The following is a 19,810-nucleotide window of genomic DNA, read 5'->3' on the forward strand; positions in this document are numbered from 1 at the left end:
TTTGATTAATTGCTTGATTATTACAAGAAATAATTATGGATAAAAAGAAGTATTATCACGAACTTTCAGACAATCTCTCTGCGCTACTTGCAGGGGAATATGATTTAATTGCAACCTTAGCAAATACCAGTGCATTATTATATGACTGTTTAGAAGGGGTTAACTGGGCTGGTTTTTATCTCAGTAATGGGCAAGAATTAGTACTGGGTCCTTTCCAAGGTAAAGTTGCGTGTGTTCGGATCCCTTTTGGTAAAGGCGTGTGTGGAACAGCGTTTAGCAATAACCAAGTTCAGCGTATCGAAGATGTTCATGCATTCCCAGGTCATATTGCCTGTGATGCAGCAAGTAACGCTGAAATTGTCTTTCCTTTGGAAGTTAATGGGCAAATTATCGGGGTTTTAGATATCGACAGCCCAAATATTAGCCAATTCGACCAAGAAGACGAAAAAGGGCTACAATACCTTGTAAACCAGTTGTGTCAACACCTGGCAATGTGTTCTATGCCTAAATATCACTAAATAATGGTCAGTTAAATTAATAGTAACGTGGCAATTGTCAGCAACACGATTATAATGTCGGCTTGTTCATGCCCGTGAGGTTGGCAAAATCGTTGTTATCAGGAAATTTCATGGAAAATCAACCTAAGTTGAATAGTAGTAAAGAAGTTATCGCATTTCTAGCAGAGCGTTTTCCTCGCTGTTTTATCGCTGAAGGCGAAGCACGTCCGTTAAAAGTCGGAATTTTTCAAGATATCGTAGGGTGCTTAAAAGAAGAAGATGGTATTAGCAAAACGCAATTGCGTTCTGCATTACGTATGTACACTTCTAGCTGGCGTTATCTCTACGGTGTTAAAGAGGGCGCTAAACGCGTTGACCTAAACGGTGAAGATTGTGGTGAATTAGATGCAGAACATATTGCTCATGCGCGCCAACAATTAGCCGAGGCGAAAGCTCGCGTTCAAGCACAGCGTGCTGAACAAAAAGCGCAAAAACGTCCAGTTGCACAAAAAACGGGTGATAAAACACCACGTACACAAGACGCAACTAAGCAAAAAGCGCCTCGCCGCCGTCCAACAGACAATAAAGAACGCTCGCAAAATACATCAGCTAAAGCCCCTCGCCGTAATACACCTGCACCAGAGCAAAATCTGAAATCAGTGACAGACATCAACACACTCCAAATTGGCCAAACTTTGAAAGTAAAAGTTGGTACCAGTGTGATGGACGCCTCTGTTTTAGAAATTGCGAAAGATGGTGTTAGGGTTCAATTGCCAACAGGGCTGGCAATGATTGTACGCGCGGAACATTTAAAGTTCTGATACGGAGGTCAATCAGGTCATGAACAAACTTCTTAAAATTGCATTGGTGGTCAGTCTAGCGACTTTTGGCAGTGCAATAGCTAATACTCAAGCAGTGACTCCGGTCACTGCGGCTCAGTTGCCTGTCTTAAAACAGAGTGCACAGCACGGTACGGTGAGTGAAAGAGTAACATCTCGGTTTACTCGCTCACATTACCGCCAATTTGATTTAGACAATGCATTTTCTGGGAAGATATTTGATCGTTATCTCAATATGTTAGATTTCGGTCATAATGTTTTACTTCAATCCGATATTGACCAGTACGCTAAAGATAAAGGCAAGGTAGGTCAATGGCTTGAGGATGGCAAGTTAGATACGTTCTATGACCTGTATAACCTGTCTCAGGAAAGACGTTTCGAGCGATTTAAATATGCATTGGCTCGTTTAGAGCAACCTATCGATTTAAATGCGACTGATTCTATTGAAGTTGACCGTTCTAAATCACCGTGGCCTAAAGATAAGCAAGAACTTGATCGTCTATGGGACCAAAAAGTTCGTTATGACTGGTTGAATTTAAAACTATCAGGCAAAGATGATAAAGAAATCAAAGAGAAATTAACGAAACGTTATAATTTTGCGTTGCGACGTTTAACACAAGCGCAAAGTGAAGATGTTTTTCAATTGATAGTTAACTCTTTTGCTCGTGAAATCGATCCACACACAAGTTATCTATCGCCTCGTAATACTGAACAATTCAATTCAGAAATGAGTTTATCATTAGAAGGAATTGGTGCGGTCTTACAGCAAGATGATGAAAATACAGTTATCAACTCGTTGGTTGCTGGGGGCCCAGCAGCTAAAAGCAAAGAACTAAAAGTCGGCGATAAAATTATCGGTGTAGGCCAAACGGGTAAACCTATTGTTGATGTGGTTGGCTGGCGACTTGATGATGTGGTTGCTTTAATTAAAGGCCCGAAAGGAAGTAAAGTTCGGTTGGAAGTCGTTTCTGATACTAAAGGGGCGAAACCTCATATAGTCACCATAGTTCGGGAGCAGATCCGGCTAGAAGACCGAGCAGTCAAGCTGACAATAAAACAGCAAGGTAGAGATAAAGTTGCCGTTTTAGACATTCCAGGTTTTTACGTTGGTTTAACGAATGATGTTAAAGCTCAACTGCAAAACATGGCAAAAGATAATATTTCTGCATTGGTTATTGATTTACGCGGTAATGGTGGCGGAGCATTAACTGAAGCGGTTTCTTTATCTGGCTTGTTCATTCCACAAGGGCCGATTGTCCAAGTTCGTGATAACAATGGCCAAGTTCGTCAAGATATCGATGACGACGACGTTATTTACTATAAAGGTCCTCTCGTTGTTTTAGTTGACCGTTTTAGTGCATCTGCATCTGAGATTTTTGCTGCGGCAATGCAAGATTATGGTAGGGCGATGATTGTTGGTGAGCCGACATTTGGTAAGGGAACTGTTCAGCAGCACCGTAGTTTGAGTCGTGTTTACGACCAAATGCTGAAGCCAGAATGGCCTTCATTAGGTTCAGTTCAGTATACTATTCAGAAGTTTTATCGGGTTAATGGTGGTAGTACACAGCGTGAAGGGGTAACCCCTGATGTCGTCATGCCAACAGGCCAAGATCCCGCAGAAACGGGTGAAAGTTTCGAGGACAACGCATTGCCATGGGATAGCATTCCACCGGCAAAATACACGCCTGTTGGTGATGTTTCTTCTGATTTATCGTTAATAAAAACGCAGCATTTGGCGCGTATTAGCAAAGACCCTGAATTCAATTACATTGATGAAGACATTGCACGCTATAAAGTAAACAAAGAGAGTAAGAATCTTATTTCACTCAACTATGCTGAACGTCAAAAAGAAGATTCTGAAATTGAAGCGACAAAACTGAAACGTATAAACGAACGTAATACACGGGAAGGCAAGCCGCTATTGAAATCAATTGATGATCTGCCAAAAGATTATGAAGGACCAGACCCATACCTTGATGAAACGGTGAAAATGGCGATCGACTTAGCGAATCAGCACACTAAGCTATTATCAAATAATAAATAATATCCCTCTTATTATTTGTCGGGTTAAGCCAGCGCAAGCTGGCTTAATTTTTGTGTCTTTTCAATACAATCTTAATACATATCCCACAATAAAAGCCAAATGTTAGTTTATTGTTAATTTTAGTCTTTTTAGTAAATAGTATCGAAATTGATACAGCTTTATGCTTTATTTACTTTATTTTTAAAATGACTGACTGAAATTAAAAATTAACTATAGGTTTCTTTACCTTTACTTAATTTATCCTAAACTTTTGGTATAGATCCCTTAGTCACGAGGCAATACCATGCGTAAATTATTTGTAGGATTAATGGCAGTGAGTGTAATGATAGTTGCATCTATTAACACAGCGAATGCAAGAAACTACCCTTGTTCTGGAAGTAAAGGGGGAATTGATCGCTGTGAAGATGGTAAGTTTATTTGTAATGATGGTTCAACGAGTCGTTCAGAGCAAGTATGTACTATCGAGCTAAAAAATGATATCAACAACAAAGCAAAAGCCGCTGGTGCTGTGATTGGTACTGGTGTTGCCAAGCAATCAAGTAAACCATCTGTATCTGATTCAATAAAAAGCACGAGTGATAAAGCCAGCAAAATAGCTTCTGATAAAGCTGACAAGGCCAGTGACAAAGCATCTGGCACTGCTAAAACAGTAAAAGAAAAGGCCTCTAAAACTGCGGATAAAGAAGTTAAAAACGTGAAAGAAAAAGCATCTAAAGCCAAAGATAAAGAGTCTGCTAAAGCAGTAAAAGAAAAAGCGCCTAAAGCCGTAGATAAAGAGTCAGCTAAAGAAGTAAAAGAAAAAGCGGCTAAAGCCAAAGATAAAGAGTCAGTAAAAGCAGTAAAAGAAAAAGCGTCTAAAGCCGCAGATAAAGAGCCAGCTAAAGCAGTAAAAGAAAAGGCGTCTAAAGCCAAAGATAAAGAATCGGCTAAAGCAGCAAAAGATAAAGTAACAAAATCGACTAAAGAAAAAACTAATTAGCCTTAGAACAAAACAACAGATCGAGATAGAACAAAATAGTGCCACTTAATGTGGCATTATTTTTTAATAGAATGAAAGTAAAAATGAATATTCATTCATTTGGTGAATAAAATGAGTGGTAAGATAGATAAATACACTAAATTGCTTTTGGTGATTGACCAAACAGCTTTATCGTTTCAATTAAAATTAACTTTAAATTTAAATGGTTATTAAATGAACCTTTAAAAATAAATGGTTAAATTTTTATCGTAAGAAGTTATAATTTATTTAGATTATGATAATGAGTTTTGAGCATAGCTATGTAAAGTTATGTTGTTTTTTAGGGTTTTCGCGTTAATGCACTTGAAAAAGTGTGAAAAAACCTTATTTATAAAGTAAATTCTACGTATATTTGTTTTTACCAAGGAATACATAAAAAATGATGAGAATTGCTTTATTCTTACTCACGAACTTAGCGGTTATGTTTGTGTTTGGGATAATCCTAAGCTTAACTGGGATCCGTGGTAGTAGTGTTCAAGGCCTGATGATCATGGCCGGTCTATTTGGCTTTGGTGGTGCTTTCATATCACTATTAATGTCTAAATGGATGGCGCTGAAATCAGTCGGTGGCGAAGTTATCGAAACTCCACGTAACCAAACGGAACAATGGTTAGTCTCAACCGTTGAGCGCCAAGCACAACAAGTTGGCATTCAAATGCCACAAGTGGCTATCTATCATGCACCAGATATCAACGCGTTCGCAACAGGTGCCCGTCGTGATGCTTCACTTGTCGCGGTGAGTACTGGGTTATTAGAAAATATGAGCCGTGATGAAGCGGAAGCGGTTATTGCTCATGAAATTAGCCATATTGCCAATGGCGACATGGTGACGATGACTTTATTACAAGGTGTCGTGAATACGTTCGTTATCTTTATCTCACGTATAATTGCACAGGTTGCGGCAGGTTTTATGTCCAACAGTGATAACGAAAGTGAAAGTAGCAATGGTAACCCAATGGTTTATTTCGCGGTTTCTATGGTGCTTGAAATCGTCTTCGGTATTTTGGCGAGCATCATCACTATGTGGTTCTCTCGTTATCGTGAGTTCCATGCGGATGCTGGTTCGGCAAAATTAGTTGGTCGTGAAAAGATGATAGCTGCTTTGCAACGGTTAAAAACGAGCTATGAGCCACAAGAAGAAGGCCGTTTGATGGCATTTTGTATTAATGGCCGTGGGAAAGCATTTAGTGAGTTATTTTTATCACACCCACCATTAGACAAACGTATTGAAGCATTGCGCTCAGGTGAATACTTAAAGTAGTAGCCGAGATAATGAGTCTAAGTTAGCTTTATATAGACAACAATCTCAGTATCTGCCCAGTAATAGTTTAATTACTGGGCATTTTTATTTATATAATATGTGAAATATATTCCCTCAAAATACCTATTCATATCTAACAGACTCAATCTTAATTTCGACTCGCAATTAATTGTATTAATAACTGCAATCGATAAATCACAAGTGAGCTTACTCACAATCTTCTATTTTAAATGATGAATTACTGAAATTTTGTTCGCTTTTATTTTACTTTTAATCTTTATTAGATTGATAAGAAATTGTTATGGGTTTGGTTGTTTTGTTAATTAACATGAATTAATTGGGGGTAGGATGGATTTGATAACTACGTGGTTAAGTGAACTAAATGGAGTGGTGTGGGGAGTACCAATGCTTGTTGGGATCTTAGGCGTTGGTATATATATGCAAATCCGGCTTGCATTTTTACCGATCAGAAAAATTGGAACGGGTTTTAAGCTATTATTTCAAAAGAACGAATCACGGGGTGAGGGACAAATATCACCTTTTAATGCATTAATGACAGCGTTATCGGCAACTATCGGTACGGGGAATATTGCCGGGGTAGCGACGGCAGTTGTTATGGGCGGGCCAGGCGCATTATTCTGGATGTGGATGACGGCATTAGTAGGAATGGCAACAAAATATTCTGAGGCTGTGTTAGCCGTTCGCTTTCGTGAAGTGGATAAATATGGCCAGTATATTGGCGGCCCAATGTACTACATTAAAAATGGATTAGGCCCTAAATGGATTTGGTTGGGAACATTGTTTGCCTTTTTTGGTGCATGTGCCAGTTTTGGCATTGGAAATACAGTACAAGCGAACTCAGTGGCAGATGTACTAGAAAGTAACTTTGGTGTGCATAAATGGTTGACTGCCGGGGTTTTAGTTTTATTAGTTGGTGCGGTGTTGATTGGTGGGCTGCGACGTATCTCTGATGTTGCAGGAAAACTTGTCCCATTTATGACCGTTGCCTATTTTGGCGCGGGTGTCATTGTACTTGGCATTTATTTTACTGAGATCCCTACTGCACTTTCTCTGGTTGTTACTTCGGCCTTTAACCCAGTTGCTGCCCAAGGTGGGTTTGCGGGGGCGGCAGTATGGGCCGCAATCCGCTTTGGAGTTGCGCGAGGCGTATTTTCCAATGAAGCTGGTTTGGGTAGTGCACCTATCGCCCATGCCGCTGCAAAAACACAAAACCCTATTCGCCAAGGACTTATTGCGATGTTAGGGACATTTATTGACACTATCATTGTGTGTTCTGTCACGGGGTTAACTATCATTATAACTGGTGGGTGGTTGACTAGTGAAACAGGAGCGACATTAACCGCATCATCATTCCAAACGGCAATACCAGGTGGAAATTATATTGTTGCTATCGCATTAGCCATATTTGCATTTACCACTATTCTGGGGTGGAGTTTTTATGGCGAAAAGTGTGTGCAATATTTATTTGGGTTGCGCGCGATAAAGCCATATAGAGTGTTATGGTTGATTGCTTTACCTATCGGTGCAACACAATCACTTGATTTTGTTTGGTTATTGGCAGATACATTAAATGCCATGATGGCGATCCCTAATTTGATTGCCTTGTTGCTGTTAAGCCCCGTTGTTTATCGGTTAACACGTGACCATATAAAAGATGTGAATGCAGACAGCATTGATATGGCAAAACAGTTGTACGACAGCAAATCATAAACCAGCGATAATAAGCTTCATTTTAATAGTGAAGCTTATTATTTCGTCAATATCTCCCGTTATTAATCAATCTTCTCTATGAATAGTATATAAATCATATATTTTTATAGGTAAAATTACGGAATTGCGTTAAACACGCTATGCTTAGAAGGGATAGTGTAAACCATACGTATTTTATAAATTAAACAAGGGGATAGAATGGATATTCTTGAGAAAACGTTATTATTTGGTAATGATTTTTTGACAACGACAAACCCCGCTAGGTTAGTTCCGTTTAAATTTGAGATCTATCGTTCTGAGCAAGGCTTTTACCATCGGGTATATAAGCAAGTTGGCATGTCTGGAGCTAACTTTGGGCAAACGTTTCAAGTGTGGGCTTTTGAAGAGCAGAAAAGTTGGGATAAGCAAACCGACGATACAACAGTTGATGAATACATTCAGCATTGCCAAGATATTTATAAACGCAATAATACATAAGCTGTAGAAAAAAAGCCCCCTTCATAGGGTTCTGAAGGGGGAGCTAAATGAATAAAGAATGGTTTAATTCATGAATAAAGATAGATGATTTTCACGATTAAAACTTAGTTATTTGTGCAGTTTAAACCACTTAATAGTAGATATATCCTTAAAATAGCATTTATCGCTAAATAATCTATTGGCGATACCCTGTTTTTATCTGTTCTAACGTATTTTTGTAGGTTTCTGCCTGCTTTTCGTCTTCCATTTGTGCAATTTCACGCTGCATCTTAATTAATATTTTACCTGCATCCGCTTGGCCGATAGCTTTTAGCATATGTGTCAGTAAATTTTTAAGACAAGTCACTTCATCCGCTAAAGTATTAACGTTAGGTTCAGTTGGAAAATGGTTTTTCATTAAAGCGATCCTTTGAGCATAAAAAATAATAGTGAGATTGTAGCATAGAAAGTAATAGGATGTGTTTTCAGATAACTGAATGTAATAAATATTCAGATAAATGGATTAAATTTGAACGCATAATTAAATGTAAGAGTTGGGGAAATAAAAATAAGTTGGCATGATATTTTTCTTGCTAATAGGCAAATAGGAGCCTTTATGAGTGATAAAAAATTGTGATATAATTCACAAAAAAGTGTCGTTAGCAATATAGATTGCTTAGTAACGACTCAATCCTGTACTAAATACCAATATCCTTTCGCAGCATTTTTTACACACGGTTAAGCCGTTGGCATCTATTATTTGTGGGAAAGTAAAGGCTAAGAGAAATATGACGCAAGTTTCTAGAAAAACAGCTTGGATCCGTGTAATAGCATTAGCGGTTGCTGCATTTGTTTTTAACACAACAGAGTTTGTGCCTGTTGCATTACTCAGTGATATTGCAAAAAGCTTTGACATGACGGTCGCACATACCGGATTAATGATAACAATCTACGCGTGGGTTGTGGCTTTGATGTCGTTACCTTTAATGCTATTAACCAGTAAAATAGAGCGTCGCAAATTATTAGCTTTCTTATTTGTTATCTTTATTGTTAGTCACATCATTTCAGGGTTTGCGTGGAGTTTTGATATTCTAATAGCAGGGCGTATTGGTGTCGCTTTGTCCCATGCGGTATTTTGGTCAATTACGGCATCTTTAGCAATTCGGGTTGCTCCTGCAGGTAAAAAAGCTCAAGCGCTTGGGTTATTAGCGACGGGAACGGCATTGGCAACAGTATTAGGTCTTCCTCTTGGCCGTGTAGTTGGGCAATTCTTAGGTTGGCGAGCGACATTTTTAGGTATTGGTGTTATAGCATTGTTCACTATGGTTGTGTTGATTCGCTTTTTACCACGCTTACCAAGTGAACATTCAGGCTCGTTAAAAAGTGTGCCGATGCTATTCCAACGGCCAGCACTCGTTGGAATGTTCGCATTAACTGTTTTGGCTGTCACCGCACATTTTACGGCTTACAGTTATATTGAGCCTTTTGTTCGGGAAGTTGCCTTACAAAGTCAAAACTTTGCCACGTTATTACTACTGATTTTTGGTGGTGCGGGTATTGTTGGAAGCGTAATATTTAGCCGTTACAGCAGCAAATTTTCATTATCATTCTTACCTGCAGCAATCGCATTTATGACGATTTGCTTATTATTATTGATGCCATTAGGTAGAGATGTTTGGTCGTTGATTATGTTATCAGTGTTCTGGGGAATGGCCATGATGTGTATTGGTTTAGGAATGCAAGTTAAGGTCATTGATTTATCTCCAGATGCCACCGACTTGGCTATGTCAATTTTCTCTGGAATTTTTAACATTGGCATTGGTGCTGGCGCACTGTTAGGCAATCAAGTTATTGTTCATATGGGAATGACCCAGATTGGTTATATTGGCGGTGCGATTGGTGTCATAGCATTCATTTTGTGTGTCTTTTTATTCAAGCGCTATAGTGAGTCTCTTAACGATAGAGTAGACGTTGCCGCAAATCACTAACTCGCATTCTCATCATGAAGTCGAGATGAAAGCTCTGTGTTATTTTAATGATAAACAGAGCTTTTTTATCGTTATCTGAGTAAATAATCTAAAAAATAATAAATTTTATCATTACTAATTCTAATAATAAGGAAATATAATGAAGGGGCTGGGTTTTTTATTGATGTCGATTATTGCCGAAGTCATTGCAACGACAACACTGAAGGCGTCTGATGGTTTTAGTCGTTTTTGGCCATCGTTGATTGTTATTATCGGTTATGCAGTCTCTTTTTGGGGGCTTTCGCAGGTGGTAAAAGTTATGCCATTAGGTATTGCTTATGCAATTTGGTCAGGTTTAGGGATTGTATTGGTTTCCGTTGCTGCAATTTTTATTTACAACCAAAAACTCGATTTACCTGCAATTATTGGTATGCTATTAATTATTATTGGTGTCTTAGTCATCAATCTATATTCAAAAAGCGGCGGGCACTAAGCGGTTATTGCAGAATGTTCAGGTGGCATCTTTGGAGAAGCAGGAAATGAGGCATAGGGTTAATCAATTTTTTAAACCAGTACTAACAATGTTACTCACTGGGGCTATATCTGTCATGCTATCTGCGTGTGGTAGCTCAAACATAGATAACTCTGTGGAACATTCTGCGAGTCAATATGCTCAACAAGTGGTCAATTTAGGCCCTGGGGCACAAGAGGCCTGTGTTTCAGCGGGTGGGTTACCAGCGCTCACATTAGAATTAAATGGGTCACAAACAGCTGTATGCCAATTTGCGAATGGTAAACGTTGTGCTGTTGACATTATACAATCGGGTGCTTGTATATAACTCTTCTTTTTATGAAGTTAATTAACCTTTTATTAATCATTAATATGAGGTTAATTAACTATATGTATTCATTTAAATTAGTTTTGTTTTAATATTTATCTTTTCATTTATTGAGTTGTATTTTCATTTCTTATTCTTAAGTCGTCTAATTACGAGCATCTATTTAAGTGCTTATTTTAATTATTGATATTTAACGATGATATTACTAATATTAAATAACAAAGAATATTTTAGATAATTATAAAAGCACATATAAAGACATTTACATTTATTAAAGAGTAATGCCAAATGAAAAAGAAAATTGAAGAGTATGATGGCCCCGCTGCCGGTTGGGGGGCTGTAAAAGCAGTTGCAGAAGCATTACGTGGCCAAATGAAAGTAGGTCATGACATAATTGCGATGTTTGAAATGAATAAGGTAGACGGCTTTGATTGCCCTGGCTGTGCATGGCCTGACCCAGTACATACGGCGTCATTTGATATTTGTGAAAATGGTGCAAAAGCAATTGCTTGGGAAGCCACATCTAAAAAAACAACGCCGGAATTTTTTTCTAAATATACCGTAACAGAGTTACTTGAGTGGGATGACTTTCATTTAGAGGATGAAGGGCGTTTAACTCACCCCATGAAATATAATTCACAAACAGATAAATATGAACCTATCGAATGGGAAGATGCATTTCAACAAATAGGTACGCGTTTACAAAGTTATTCAGACCCAAATACTGTTGAGTTTTATACATCAGGTCGAACTTCAAATGAAGCCGCATTCTTATATCAGCTACTTGCTCGTGAGTATGGCACAAACAATTTCCCTGATTGTTCAAATATGTGCCATGAACCAACGAGTGTTGGTCTTGCTGACTCTATTGGTGTCGGCAAGGCGACAGTATTGCTAGACGATTTTGATAAAGCGGATTTAGTTATTTGTATAGGTCATAACCCTGGGACTAACCACCCGAGGATGTTGAGCTCATTGCGTGAAGTTTCTAAACGTGGCGCTAAAATCATTGCCATAAACCCTTTAAGAGAGCGAGGTCTTGAACGTTTTACCTACCCGCAAGACGTGGTAGAAATGCTAACGTTAGAGTCTACCCCTTTAGCAGGACACTATTATAAAGTTCGTGTTGGTGGAGACACTGCGTTACTTAAAGGTGTGATGAAGTTATTGATTGAAAAACACCAAGCTGCAGTAGATGCAGGAAAAGAGCCTATTCTTGATACTGAATTTATATCAACTCATACACAGGGTTATGAAGCTTTAAAAAATGACTTACTGACAACGAGTTGGAAAGATATTTTAAGGGTTTCTGGCTTACCGCGTGAGTCTATCGAAGAGATTGCGGATCTTTATATTGAGGCAAAAAGTACCATTATTTGTTATGGTATGGGGATCACTCAGCACGAGCATGGTACGCAAAATGTTCAGCAACTCGTTAATTTATTACTACTGAAAGGTAATATTGGTCGGGAAGGTGCGGGGATTTGCCCTTTGCGTGGTCATTCGAATGTTCAAGGTGATAGAACCGTTGGTATTACGGAAAAACCGTCAAAAAGCTTTTTAGACAAAATTGAACAACGATTTGGTTTTAAACCACCAAGCGAATTTGGTCATGCAGCCGTCGCGAGCATGCAAGCCATTTCTGAAGGAAAAGCGAAGGCTTTAATCTGCATGGGCGGAAACTTAGCAGTTGCCATGCCAGATAAAGACGCTTGTTTTGCAGGTATGAAAAAGCTTGATTTAGCGGTGCACACAGCAACTAAACTAAATCGCTCCCATTTATTAACCGCTAAGCAGACATTTTTATTACCTGTATTAGGTCGCAGTGAAATAGACAGGCAAAGCAGTGGTGTGCAATGTGTGACCGTAGAAGACTCAATGTCGATGGTTCACGCTTCAAAAGGTTTACTTAAACCGTGTAGCCCTTATCTTAAATCTGAGTGTGCGATTATTGCAGGAATAGCTAAAGCGACAATACCGCAGAGTAAAGTTGAATGGGATGATTTTATCGGCAATTACGATTTGATTCGTGACGCGATGGAAGCGGTATTACCTGGTTTTGATGATTATAATGCACGCATTAAAATCCCTGGGGGATTCCATCTGACTAATGCGGCTTCTGAGCGTCGTTGGTTAACGCAGTCAGGCAAAGCTAATTTTATACCGACAGAAGGCGTTATTGAAGACCCGAATTCAGCAGTTAACAGTGAACTCATTTTGGCAACATTGCGTAGCCATGACCAATATAATACAACAATTTATGGATTAAATGACCGATATCGCGGTGTGTTTGGGCAACGAGATGTTGTTTTCATCAGTGGTGCAGAAGCCCAAAAACAGAAGTTACAAGCGGGAGATAAAGTGAATCTCATCGCATTAGACCGCGAGCAGAAACCAACAAAACGGCGTTTAGATAACCTCACTGTGGTGATTTATGATATGGCAGACCGTAGTGTTGCCACTTATTTCCCTGAAGCTAATAATTTAATTTCGTTGGATAATTTCGACCCGCAATGTGGTATTCCTGCGTATAAAAATATCCCTGTGAAATTAGAGCGAGTCATTCAATAGGTTAATTTTATCACTTAGGAACCCCAAATGTTGAATATAACATTTGGGGTTTAAAGGCTATTTTTTGGCTGGGAAGAACTGGCTGATGATAACAATGATTGCAACTAAGAGATACGCCGCGAAGATACCAATTAACCATTGTGGCATATCAAGCCCTAAGAATGCCCACTGCCTAACGGCACAGTCACCCGTAGCGTCGAATACTGCTGGTACCCACTCTTGTAATGGTAACCAATCAGGGAAATTAACGAAAAAATCACATGATGCAAATGGTGAAGGGTAAAGTTGTAGCATGGTATGCTCCCATGCAAGGTCTAAACCGCGCCAAGCAGAATAAACCCAAATAAGAATAGCAACCCAGCGTATGACTATGTTCCGTGGTGCTATCGCTCCAATTAAGCCAGCAACCATAATGCCAAGTAATGCAACACGTTCATAGATACACATAACACAGGGTTGTAGTTTCATAACATGCTGAAAATATAAAGCCGCACACTCGAGCATAAAGGCAATAAATGCCATGAGTAGCCAAGCGCCTCTTCCTTGCGAACAGTAGTTAAAAAATCTGAACATACTTAGTATCCTAATTGAGTAATGCGCACATTTTGCCCCTATCGGCCCGATAAAAAAAGCAATTAAAGTGAAATAATGCAATTTTAGAGAGGGTTTTACCTAACATTACAATTAGCCGTATTGCTGCACGGCTAATTGTTTAAAGTATAGTTATTGTGCGAACGTAATCAACCCGATGCTTTCCATCCAATGTGTGATGGGAACTAGCCAGAATTCAACCCCTAATAGCCCAACAATGGTCATTACGAAGGTATATGGCAGAGCCATCCACACCATACGGCCGTAAGATAAGCGGATCAGAGGTGATAACGCAGACGTTAATAAAAACAAGAAGGCGGCTTGCCCATTAGGTGTTGCAACAGAAGGTAGGTTAGTTCCTGTATTAATTGCTACTGCTAATAATTGATATTGTTCCGTTGAGACTAAACCTTCATTTGCCGCTTTTAAGGCTTCAGTAATATAAACCGTCCCTACGAATACGTTATCTGACACGGCAGAAAGTAGGCCATTAAACAGATAGAACAATGATAATTGTGACGATTCAGAAGATTGCAACACAAACTGAATAAATGGAGTGAATAATTGTTGGTCAATGATAACAGCAACAATGCTAAAGAATACGGTAAGTAATGCGGTAAATGGTAATGCTTCCTCAAAGGCTTTTCCCAGCGCATGCTCTTCTGTGATACCACAAAATGCGGTCGTCAATACGATGACGGATAGGCCAATCAGGCCAACTTCCGCTAAATGGAAAGCAAGGGCGACAATGAGCCAAATACCAATTAAGCCCTGAACGACCAACTGCGCAAGATCTTTTTTGGTGCGTTTCGCCGTCAGTTTTTTATCGTGCTCAGTTAAAATCTGACGCACAGAGTCTGGAAGTTCAGCACCGTAGCCAAATAACTTGAATTTTTCCACAACAAAACAGACGACTAAGCCACAAATAAAAACAGGTATAGTGACAGGAGCCATGCGGATATAAAAGGTAATGAAATCCCAGTCAACATGTTTAGCAATGATGAGATTTTGCGGCTCACCAACCATAGTCATGACACCGCCTAGCGCGGTACCAATACCGGCATGCATCATTAAACTACGCAAAAAAGCCCTAAATTGTTCGAGGGTTTGTTTTTGTTCTGCACTTTTAATGAAACCATCATTTTGCAAGTCTGTGTTGCTAGGTTGATTAGAGGCATATTGGTGATAGATAGAATAAAAACCAATTGAAACACTAATGACGACAGCAATAACGGTCAGTGCATCTAAAAATGCAGATAAAAATGCACTCGCCATACAAAAAGCAAGGGAAAGAATGCGTTTAGAACGCACGTTTATCAACAGTTTAGTGAATACAAACAGCAGCAATTGTTTCATGAAATAGATACCAGCTACCATAAAAATCAGTAACAAGATAACTTCAAGGTTATTGCTAATTTCATGTGAAATTTGTGCAGGGGTGGTCATGCCGATAATTACGGCTTCTATAGCGAGAAGGCCACCGGGTTGCAATGGGTAACATTTGAGAGCCATTGCTAATGTGAATATAAATTCAACAACTAATAACCAGCCTGCGACGAAGGGACTGATAAAATAGAAAATAATAGGGTTAATTATTAAAAATATAATAATTGCTAATTTGTACCAATCAGGCGAGTTTCCCAGAAAATTTTTCAAAAAAGCTGTTTTTAAACTAAAATCCATTATGGTTCGTTATCCTCTTTTATGCGGATGTCGTGTATTGTGCTATACATACTACTCTTATCTTTTACGGATTTTAAGCTTATTTGCTAATTGATAATGTATGAATTATATGGAAATTATATGATTTGCTTCACTCTTTATTTTTAGTCTAACTATATCAGGTGATGACAATCTGGTATGATTTGCCCAATATCCGTCTAAATGTTTGGAATAATAAAAATATGGTTATTAAAGCTCAAAGTCCGGCTGGTTTCGCGGAAGAGTATATTATTGAGAGCATATGGAACAACCGCTTTCCACCAGGTTCAATTTTACCCGCGGAGCGCGAGCTCTCGGAATTAATCGGTGTGACACGAACAACCTTACGTGAAGTGTTACAACGTTTGGCTCGTGACGGCTGGCTAACCATTCAGCATGGTAAGCCAACTAAAGTGAATAACTATTGGGAAACGTCTGGCCTAAATATTTTGGAGACATTAGCTCGGTTAGATCACGATAGAGTGCCACAGCTAATTGATAATCTCTTGGCTGTACGTACCAATATCGCTGCAATTTTTATTCGTACTGCATTTCGTAACAACCCTGAGCAGTCATTGGAGGTTTTAGCGGGTAGGGAAAAAGTTGAAGATAATTCAGATGCCTTTAGTGATTTGGATTATAACGTGTTCCGTGGGCTGGCTTTTGCATCAGGTAATCCCATCTATGGATTGATCATTAATGGCCTCAAGGGGCTCTACACAAGGGTAGGCCGTTATTATTTTTCTAACCCAGATGCGAGGCGTTTAGCGCTGAACTTTTATCAGCAACTGGCTAATTTGTGTCGTGAACAAGCTTATGACCGTATTATGGAATGTGTCAGAAATTATGGTAAGGAAAGTGGCACTATTTGGCATAGTATGCAAGGTAATATGCCTAGCGACTTAGCACACATCCGCTAAACTCGAATGACTCTATCACCAATTAAACCAGCTGATAATTTTTGCGGCTGGTTTTTTTGTTTTTTAAGCTTTAAAACGGCTTGAGGCTAGTTGTCAATTATTGGGGCACGCACAGGACTTAGCAGCAAGTGTCGTCTCTGAATAATCCACTTTCTTGTGTGATAGGTCCAAATCCACTCTATCAGTCCAATCCAGACCATCGGGAAGCGGGTGGTCAGTTTTAAATAAACAATGGTAATCAACCCTTACTGGATAACTGTCTATGACGATGGCAGGGCTGAGGCATACAGAAATAGGTTTAGTGCTTAAACAGATAATATCTCCTTTATCATAAACTTGTGTTCTTAAAGCGAGAGATGATTTACAAAGTTCATCGGCAAGACTCATCCCTGCAGATAAAAATAAAATAATAAATAAGGTAAATAATTTTCTTTTTCTAATCATGGGGATACCCTAAATTCTAATTGATTAATAAGATGATTTGGTTAGTTTATTTCATTATTAAGATGACTAATTTGATGGAGCAGTCAAATTATCTATACAATCATAATTTAAAGAGATAAAAAAATAGTATCATTAGTTTTGTTAAATGTTGCTAAAAATGGTTAGCGACATAATGTTTCAATATTAAAGTATTAAATACTGAATTTATTAGTTAAAGAAATCATCAATAATTGATCTTATTGGATTAATTTATTGAAAATCAATGAGGTATTAAATAACCTTGAAATCTTCGATGAGAATATTCATCTGTAATGTAAATGAGATGTGAATCAAAATGGATTTATTATCTGTATTGTTAAAAGTGTTAATTCACCATATTGGCAAATAATTTCTAGAATATTATCCTAAAATAAATGATGCATACTTTTATTTTGTGGGGAAGCTATGAAAATTCTAGTGTTAGGTGCAGGAGTGATCGGTGTAACAACAGCATGGTATTTAGCACAAGAAGGGCACGAAGTGCTGGTGGTGGATAGACAATATGATGTTGCAGAAGAAACAAGTGCAGCAAATGCAGGGCAAGTATCCCCTGGATATGCAACCCCATGGGGAGCTCCCGGGATCCCCCTTAAAGCCGTGAAATGGATGTTTGAAAAACATGCACCTCTGGCGATACGCCCAGATGGAACGTTATTTCAGTTGCGCTGGATGTGGCAGATGTTAAAAAATTGCGATATTCAACATTATGCAATGAATAAAAGTCGTATGGTACGTATCGCCGAATACAGTCGCGATTGTATTCGCCAATTAAGAGCAGATACAGGTATCGAATATGAAGCTCGTCAGGGTGGTACCTTACAGCTTTTTCGTACTACTGAGCAGTTCGATAATGCAGCGAATGACATTGCAGTCTTACAGCAAGAAGGTGTTCCGTACGAACTATTAGCATCAAATGAATTAGTTAAAGCGGAACCTGCGTTAGAATTTGTCAAACACAAGCTCACCGGTGGGCTGCGATTACCCAATGATGAAACAGGGGATTGCCAGCAATTTACCAAAAAATTGGCAAAGATGGCACAAAATGCTGGAGTTCAATTCAAATTTGGTGGCCATGTAGAACAGATTTTAACAGAAGGAAATAAAGTTAGTGGCATTAAAATTGATGGTGAAATTTTGCAAGCGGACAGATATGTCGTTGCAATGGGCTCTTATTCTACTTCAATGCTACAAACCCTAGTTCAAATTCCGGTCTATCCACTCAAAGGCTATTCATTGACTATGCCAATTATCGATGAACAGCGTTCCCCAATGTCCACCATCTTGGATGAAACATACAAAATTGCAGTAACGCGGTTTGATCAGCGCATTCGAGTTGGTGGAATGGCTGAAGTTGTTGGTTTTAATTTGAATATTCTGAAAAAACGCTGCGAAACATTGAAAATGGTGGTACAAGATTTGTATCAAGGCGGTGGTGATATTGCACAAGCACAATTTTGGACGGGCCTGCGTCCAATGACACCAGATGGTACTCCAATAGTTGGGCCGACAGCATACGGTAATTTATATTTAAATACTGGGCATGGGACACTGGGTTGGACAATGGCTTGTGGTGCAGGGAAACTGCTGGCAGATTTAATTTCAGGGAATACACCGGAGATAGCGTCTGATGATTTATCGGTATTTAGGTATCTTGATGGTTTTAATACCAAGCTGACTACTCATGGTGATTTAACACCAGCACGTTAAGTGTTTGATATTTTATACTATTGTAATTTTAGAATTAATTAAACGTACTAAGGAATTAAAATGCCGCGCCCAATAAGTGCTGTCATTCATCTACAGAATTTACAACATAATTTGTCTGTCGTACGGCAACATGTTGGAAAATCAAAAATTTGGTCAGTTATGAAAGCAGACGGTTATGGTCACGGCATCAAGCAAATTTGGCCTGCGCTAAAAGAAACGGATGGCTTTGGGGTATTAGATTTTGATGAGGCCATTTTATTGCGAAAAGAAGGGTGGAAAGGGCCAATTCTATTGTTAGAGGGTTTTTTCCAGCCTCAAGATTTACAATTAATTGACCAGTATAATTTAACAACTAGTGTTCATAGTGAGTGGCAATTATTCGCCATTGAAAATGCCCAATTATCATCACCAATTTCAGTCTATATTAAGCTAAACAGTGGGATGAATCGGTTAGGTTTTTCACCGAACGATTACGAAAGTGTCGTACGACGGTTATCTAAAATGCCGAATGTACGTAGTTTAACGTTAATGAGCCACTTTGCTAATTCAGATATCAAAACAGGCGTTATTGAGCCTTTTCAACAAATCCAGCAATTTGAACATTTATCTTTAGAAACCTGTATCGCAAACTCAGGAGCAACACTGTGGCATAAACACACGCAATATGATTGGGTTCGTACGGGTATTTTGCTGTATGGTGCGTCTCCAAGTGGAAAATCTACTGATATATCTGGGTTAGGCTTGAAAGCGGCGATGACATTACAATCAGAAGTGATTGCTATCCATGAAATTCCAGCAGGTCAATCAATTGGTTATGGTAGTCGGTTTACATCGACTCAACCGATGCGTATTGCGACAGTGGCGTGTGGTTATGCAGATGGCTATCCTCGGCATGCTGCAAATAGAACGCCTGTATGGTGTAAAGGTAAACGTTGTGCGCTATTGGGAGCGGTTTCGATGGATATGCTGACAATTGACATTAGTGATTGTGACGATGTTAAGCTTGGTGAGCGAGTAGAGATGTGGGGGCAAAATTTACCGGTTGATGAGGTTGCGCAAGCCGCGGGGACAATAGGTTATGAGCTACTTTGTGCGCTTGCAAAAAGAGTTCCTGTTTCTTATGAAAATAAAGTAGAATAATTATTAATCAATTACGCTAAAAACAGTTAGAATTTAGCTTTAAAT

18 protein-coding genes are annotated in these 19,810 nt (G+C 38.9%); 14 read left to right on the forward strand and 4 right to left on the reverse strand.

Annotation, left to right across the window (positions count from 1 at the left end; all coding sequences use genetic code 11):
- The first annotated feature begins 35 nt into the window (after positions 1-35).
- The 7 genes from PSE72_RS01090 (at position 36) to PSE72_RS01120 (ending at position 7,867) form a co-directional block, all read left to right on the forward strand.
- Entirely contained in the window at positions 36-518 is a 483-nt protein-coding gene (locus PSE72_RS01090) for a GAF domain-containing protein (protein ID WP_115167174.1), read from the forward strand.
- 110 nt (positions 519-628) lie between these two features.
- Positions 629-1,318 carry an RNA chaperone ProQ gene (proQ, locus tag PSE72_RS01095; RefSeq protein ID WP_004911233.1) on the forward strand — a complete coding sequence of 230 codons (690 nt, stop codon included), beginning with the start codon at positions 629-631 and terminating at the stop codon, positions 1,316-1,318.
- Positions 1,319-1,337: 19 nt separating this feature from the next.
- The gene (gene prc, locus PSE72_RS01100; RefSeq protein WP_115167175.1) at positions 1,338-3,380 is read left to right on the forward strand and encodes a carboxy terminal-processing peptidase; all 2,043 of its coding nucleotides are present in this window, start codon (positions 1,338-1,340) and stop codon (positions 3,378-3,380) included.
- 283 nt (positions 3,381-3,663) lie between these two features.
- The gene (locus PSE72_RS01105) at positions 3,664-4,359 is read left to right on the forward strand and encodes a cell envelope biogenesis protein TolA (protein WP_115167176.1); all 696 of its coding nucleotides are present in this window, start codon (positions 3,664-3,666) and stop codon (positions 4,357-4,359) included.
- Between the two features lie 418 nt (positions 4,360-4,777).
- The gene (gene htpX / locus PSE72_RS01110; protein WP_004911228.1) at positions 4,778-5,659 is read left to right on the forward strand and encodes a protease HtpX; all 882 of its coding nucleotides are present in this window, start codon (positions 4,778-4,780) and stop codon (positions 5,657-5,659) included.
- Between the two features lie 348 nt (positions 5,660-6,007).
- Positions 6,008-7,390 (forward strand): alanine/glycine:cation symporter family protein, encoded by a 1,383-nt coding sequence (locus PSE72_RS01115; RefSeq protein WP_198641096.1) that lies wholly within the window; start codon positions 6,008-6,010, stop codon positions 7,388-7,390.
- A 198-nt stretch (positions 7,391-7,588) separates the two neighbouring features.
- Positions 7,589-7,867, forward strand: a complete 279-nt coding sequence (locus tag PSE72_RS01120; protein ID WP_004911225.1) for a hypothetical protein — start codon at positions 7,589-7,591, stop codon at positions 7,865-7,867.
- Positions 7,868-8,042: 175 nt separating this feature from the next.
- On the opposite strand, the gene PSE72_RS01125 is transcribed toward PSE72_RS01120, so the two are convergent.
- Entirely contained in the window at positions 8,043-8,264 is a 222-nt protein-coding gene (locus tag PSE72_RS01125) for a DUF2594 family protein (protein WP_102138673.1), read from the reverse strand.
- Positions 8,265-8,634: 370 nt separating this feature from the next.
- Here PSE72_RS01125 and PSE72_RS01130 point away from each other — a divergent pair, with 370 nt between their 5' ends.
- The 4 genes from PSE72_RS01130 to PSE72_RS01145 all read left to right on the forward strand — a co-directional run bounded on the left by PSE72_RS01130 (position 8,635) and on the right by PSE72_RS01145 (position 13,223).
- Positions 8,635-9,834, forward strand: coding sequence for a sugar transporter (locus PSE72_RS01130; RefSeq protein ID WP_115167177.1), 1,200 nt, complete (start codon positions 8,635-8,637; stop codon positions 9,832-9,834).
- Positions 9,835-9,973: 139 nt separating this feature from the next.
- The gene (locus PSE72_RS01135; protein ID WP_115167178.1) at positions 9,974-10,306 is read left to right on the forward strand and encodes a DMT family transporter; all 333 of its coding nucleotides are present in this window, start codon (positions 9,974-9,976) and stop codon (positions 10,304-10,306) included.
- Positions 10,307-10,352: 46 nt separating this feature from the next.
- A complete protein-coding gene (locus PSE72_RS01140) occupies positions 10,353-10,652 on the forward strand; it encodes a DUF333 domain-containing protein (protein ID WP_004911219.1) in 300 nt (99 codons plus the stop codon).
- Between the two features lie 288 nt (positions 10,653-10,940).
- Entirely contained in the window at positions 10,941-13,223 is a 2,283-nt protein-coding gene (locus tag PSE72_RS01145) for an FdhF/YdeP family oxidoreductase (RefSeq protein WP_115167179.1), read from the forward strand.
- A gap of 57 nt (positions 13,224-13,280) precedes the next feature.
- Here the strand turns inward: PSE72_RS01145 and dsbB are convergent, their stop codons facing one another.
- A complete protein-coding gene (dsbB, locus tag PSE72_RS01150) occupies positions 13,281-13,796 on the reverse strand; it encodes a disulfide bond formation protein DsbB (protein ID WP_115167180.1) in 516 nt (171 codons plus the stop codon).
- A 150-nt stretch (positions 13,797-13,946) separates the two neighbouring features.
- Complete coding sequence (gene nhaB / locus PSE72_RS01155) at positions 13,947-15,497, reverse strand: sodium/proton antiporter NhaB (protein WP_004911213.1); 1,551 nt, start codon at positions 15,495-15,497, stop codon at positions 13,947-13,949.
- A gap of 221 nt (positions 15,498-15,718) precedes the next feature.
- Between nhaB and fadR the strand changes: the two genes are divergently transcribed.
- The gene (fadR, locus tag PSE72_RS01160) at positions 15,719-16,435 is read left to right on the forward strand and encodes a fatty acid metabolism transcriptional regulator FadR (protein ID WP_004911211.1); all 717 of its coding nucleotides are present in this window, start codon (positions 15,719-15,721) and stop codon (positions 16,433-16,435) included.
- A gap of 93 nt (positions 16,436-16,528) precedes the next feature.
- Here fadR and PSE72_RS01165 read toward each other — a convergent pair whose 3' ends face one another.
- Positions 16,529-16,879: a hypothetical protein gene (locus PSE72_RS01165; RefSeq protein ID WP_115167181.1), complete on the reverse strand. Its 351-nt coding sequence runs from the start codon at positions 16,877-16,879 to the stop codon at positions 16,529-16,531.
- 444 nt (positions 16,880-17,323) lie between these two features.
- Here PSE72_RS01165 and PSE72_RS01170 point away from each other — a divergent pair, with 444 nt between their 5' ends.
- Positions 17,324-18,625, forward strand: coding sequence for a D-amino acid dehydrogenase (locus PSE72_RS01170; protein ID WP_115167182.1), 1,302 nt, complete (start codon positions 17,324-17,326; stop codon positions 18,623-18,625).
- Positions 18,626-18,685: 60 nt separating this feature from the next.
- A complete protein-coding gene (gene alr, locus PSE72_RS01175; RefSeq protein WP_115167183.1) occupies positions 18,686-19,765 on the forward strand; it encodes an alanine racemase in 1,080 nt (359 codons plus the stop codon).
- Positions 19,766-19,810 lie beyond the last annotated feature (45 nt).

The sequence above is a fragment of the Providencia sp. PROV116 genome (genome assembly GCF_028482485.1).
Lineage (GTDB): Bacteria > Pseudomonadota > Gammaproteobacteria > Enterobacterales > Enterobacteriaceae > Providencia > Providencia rettgeri.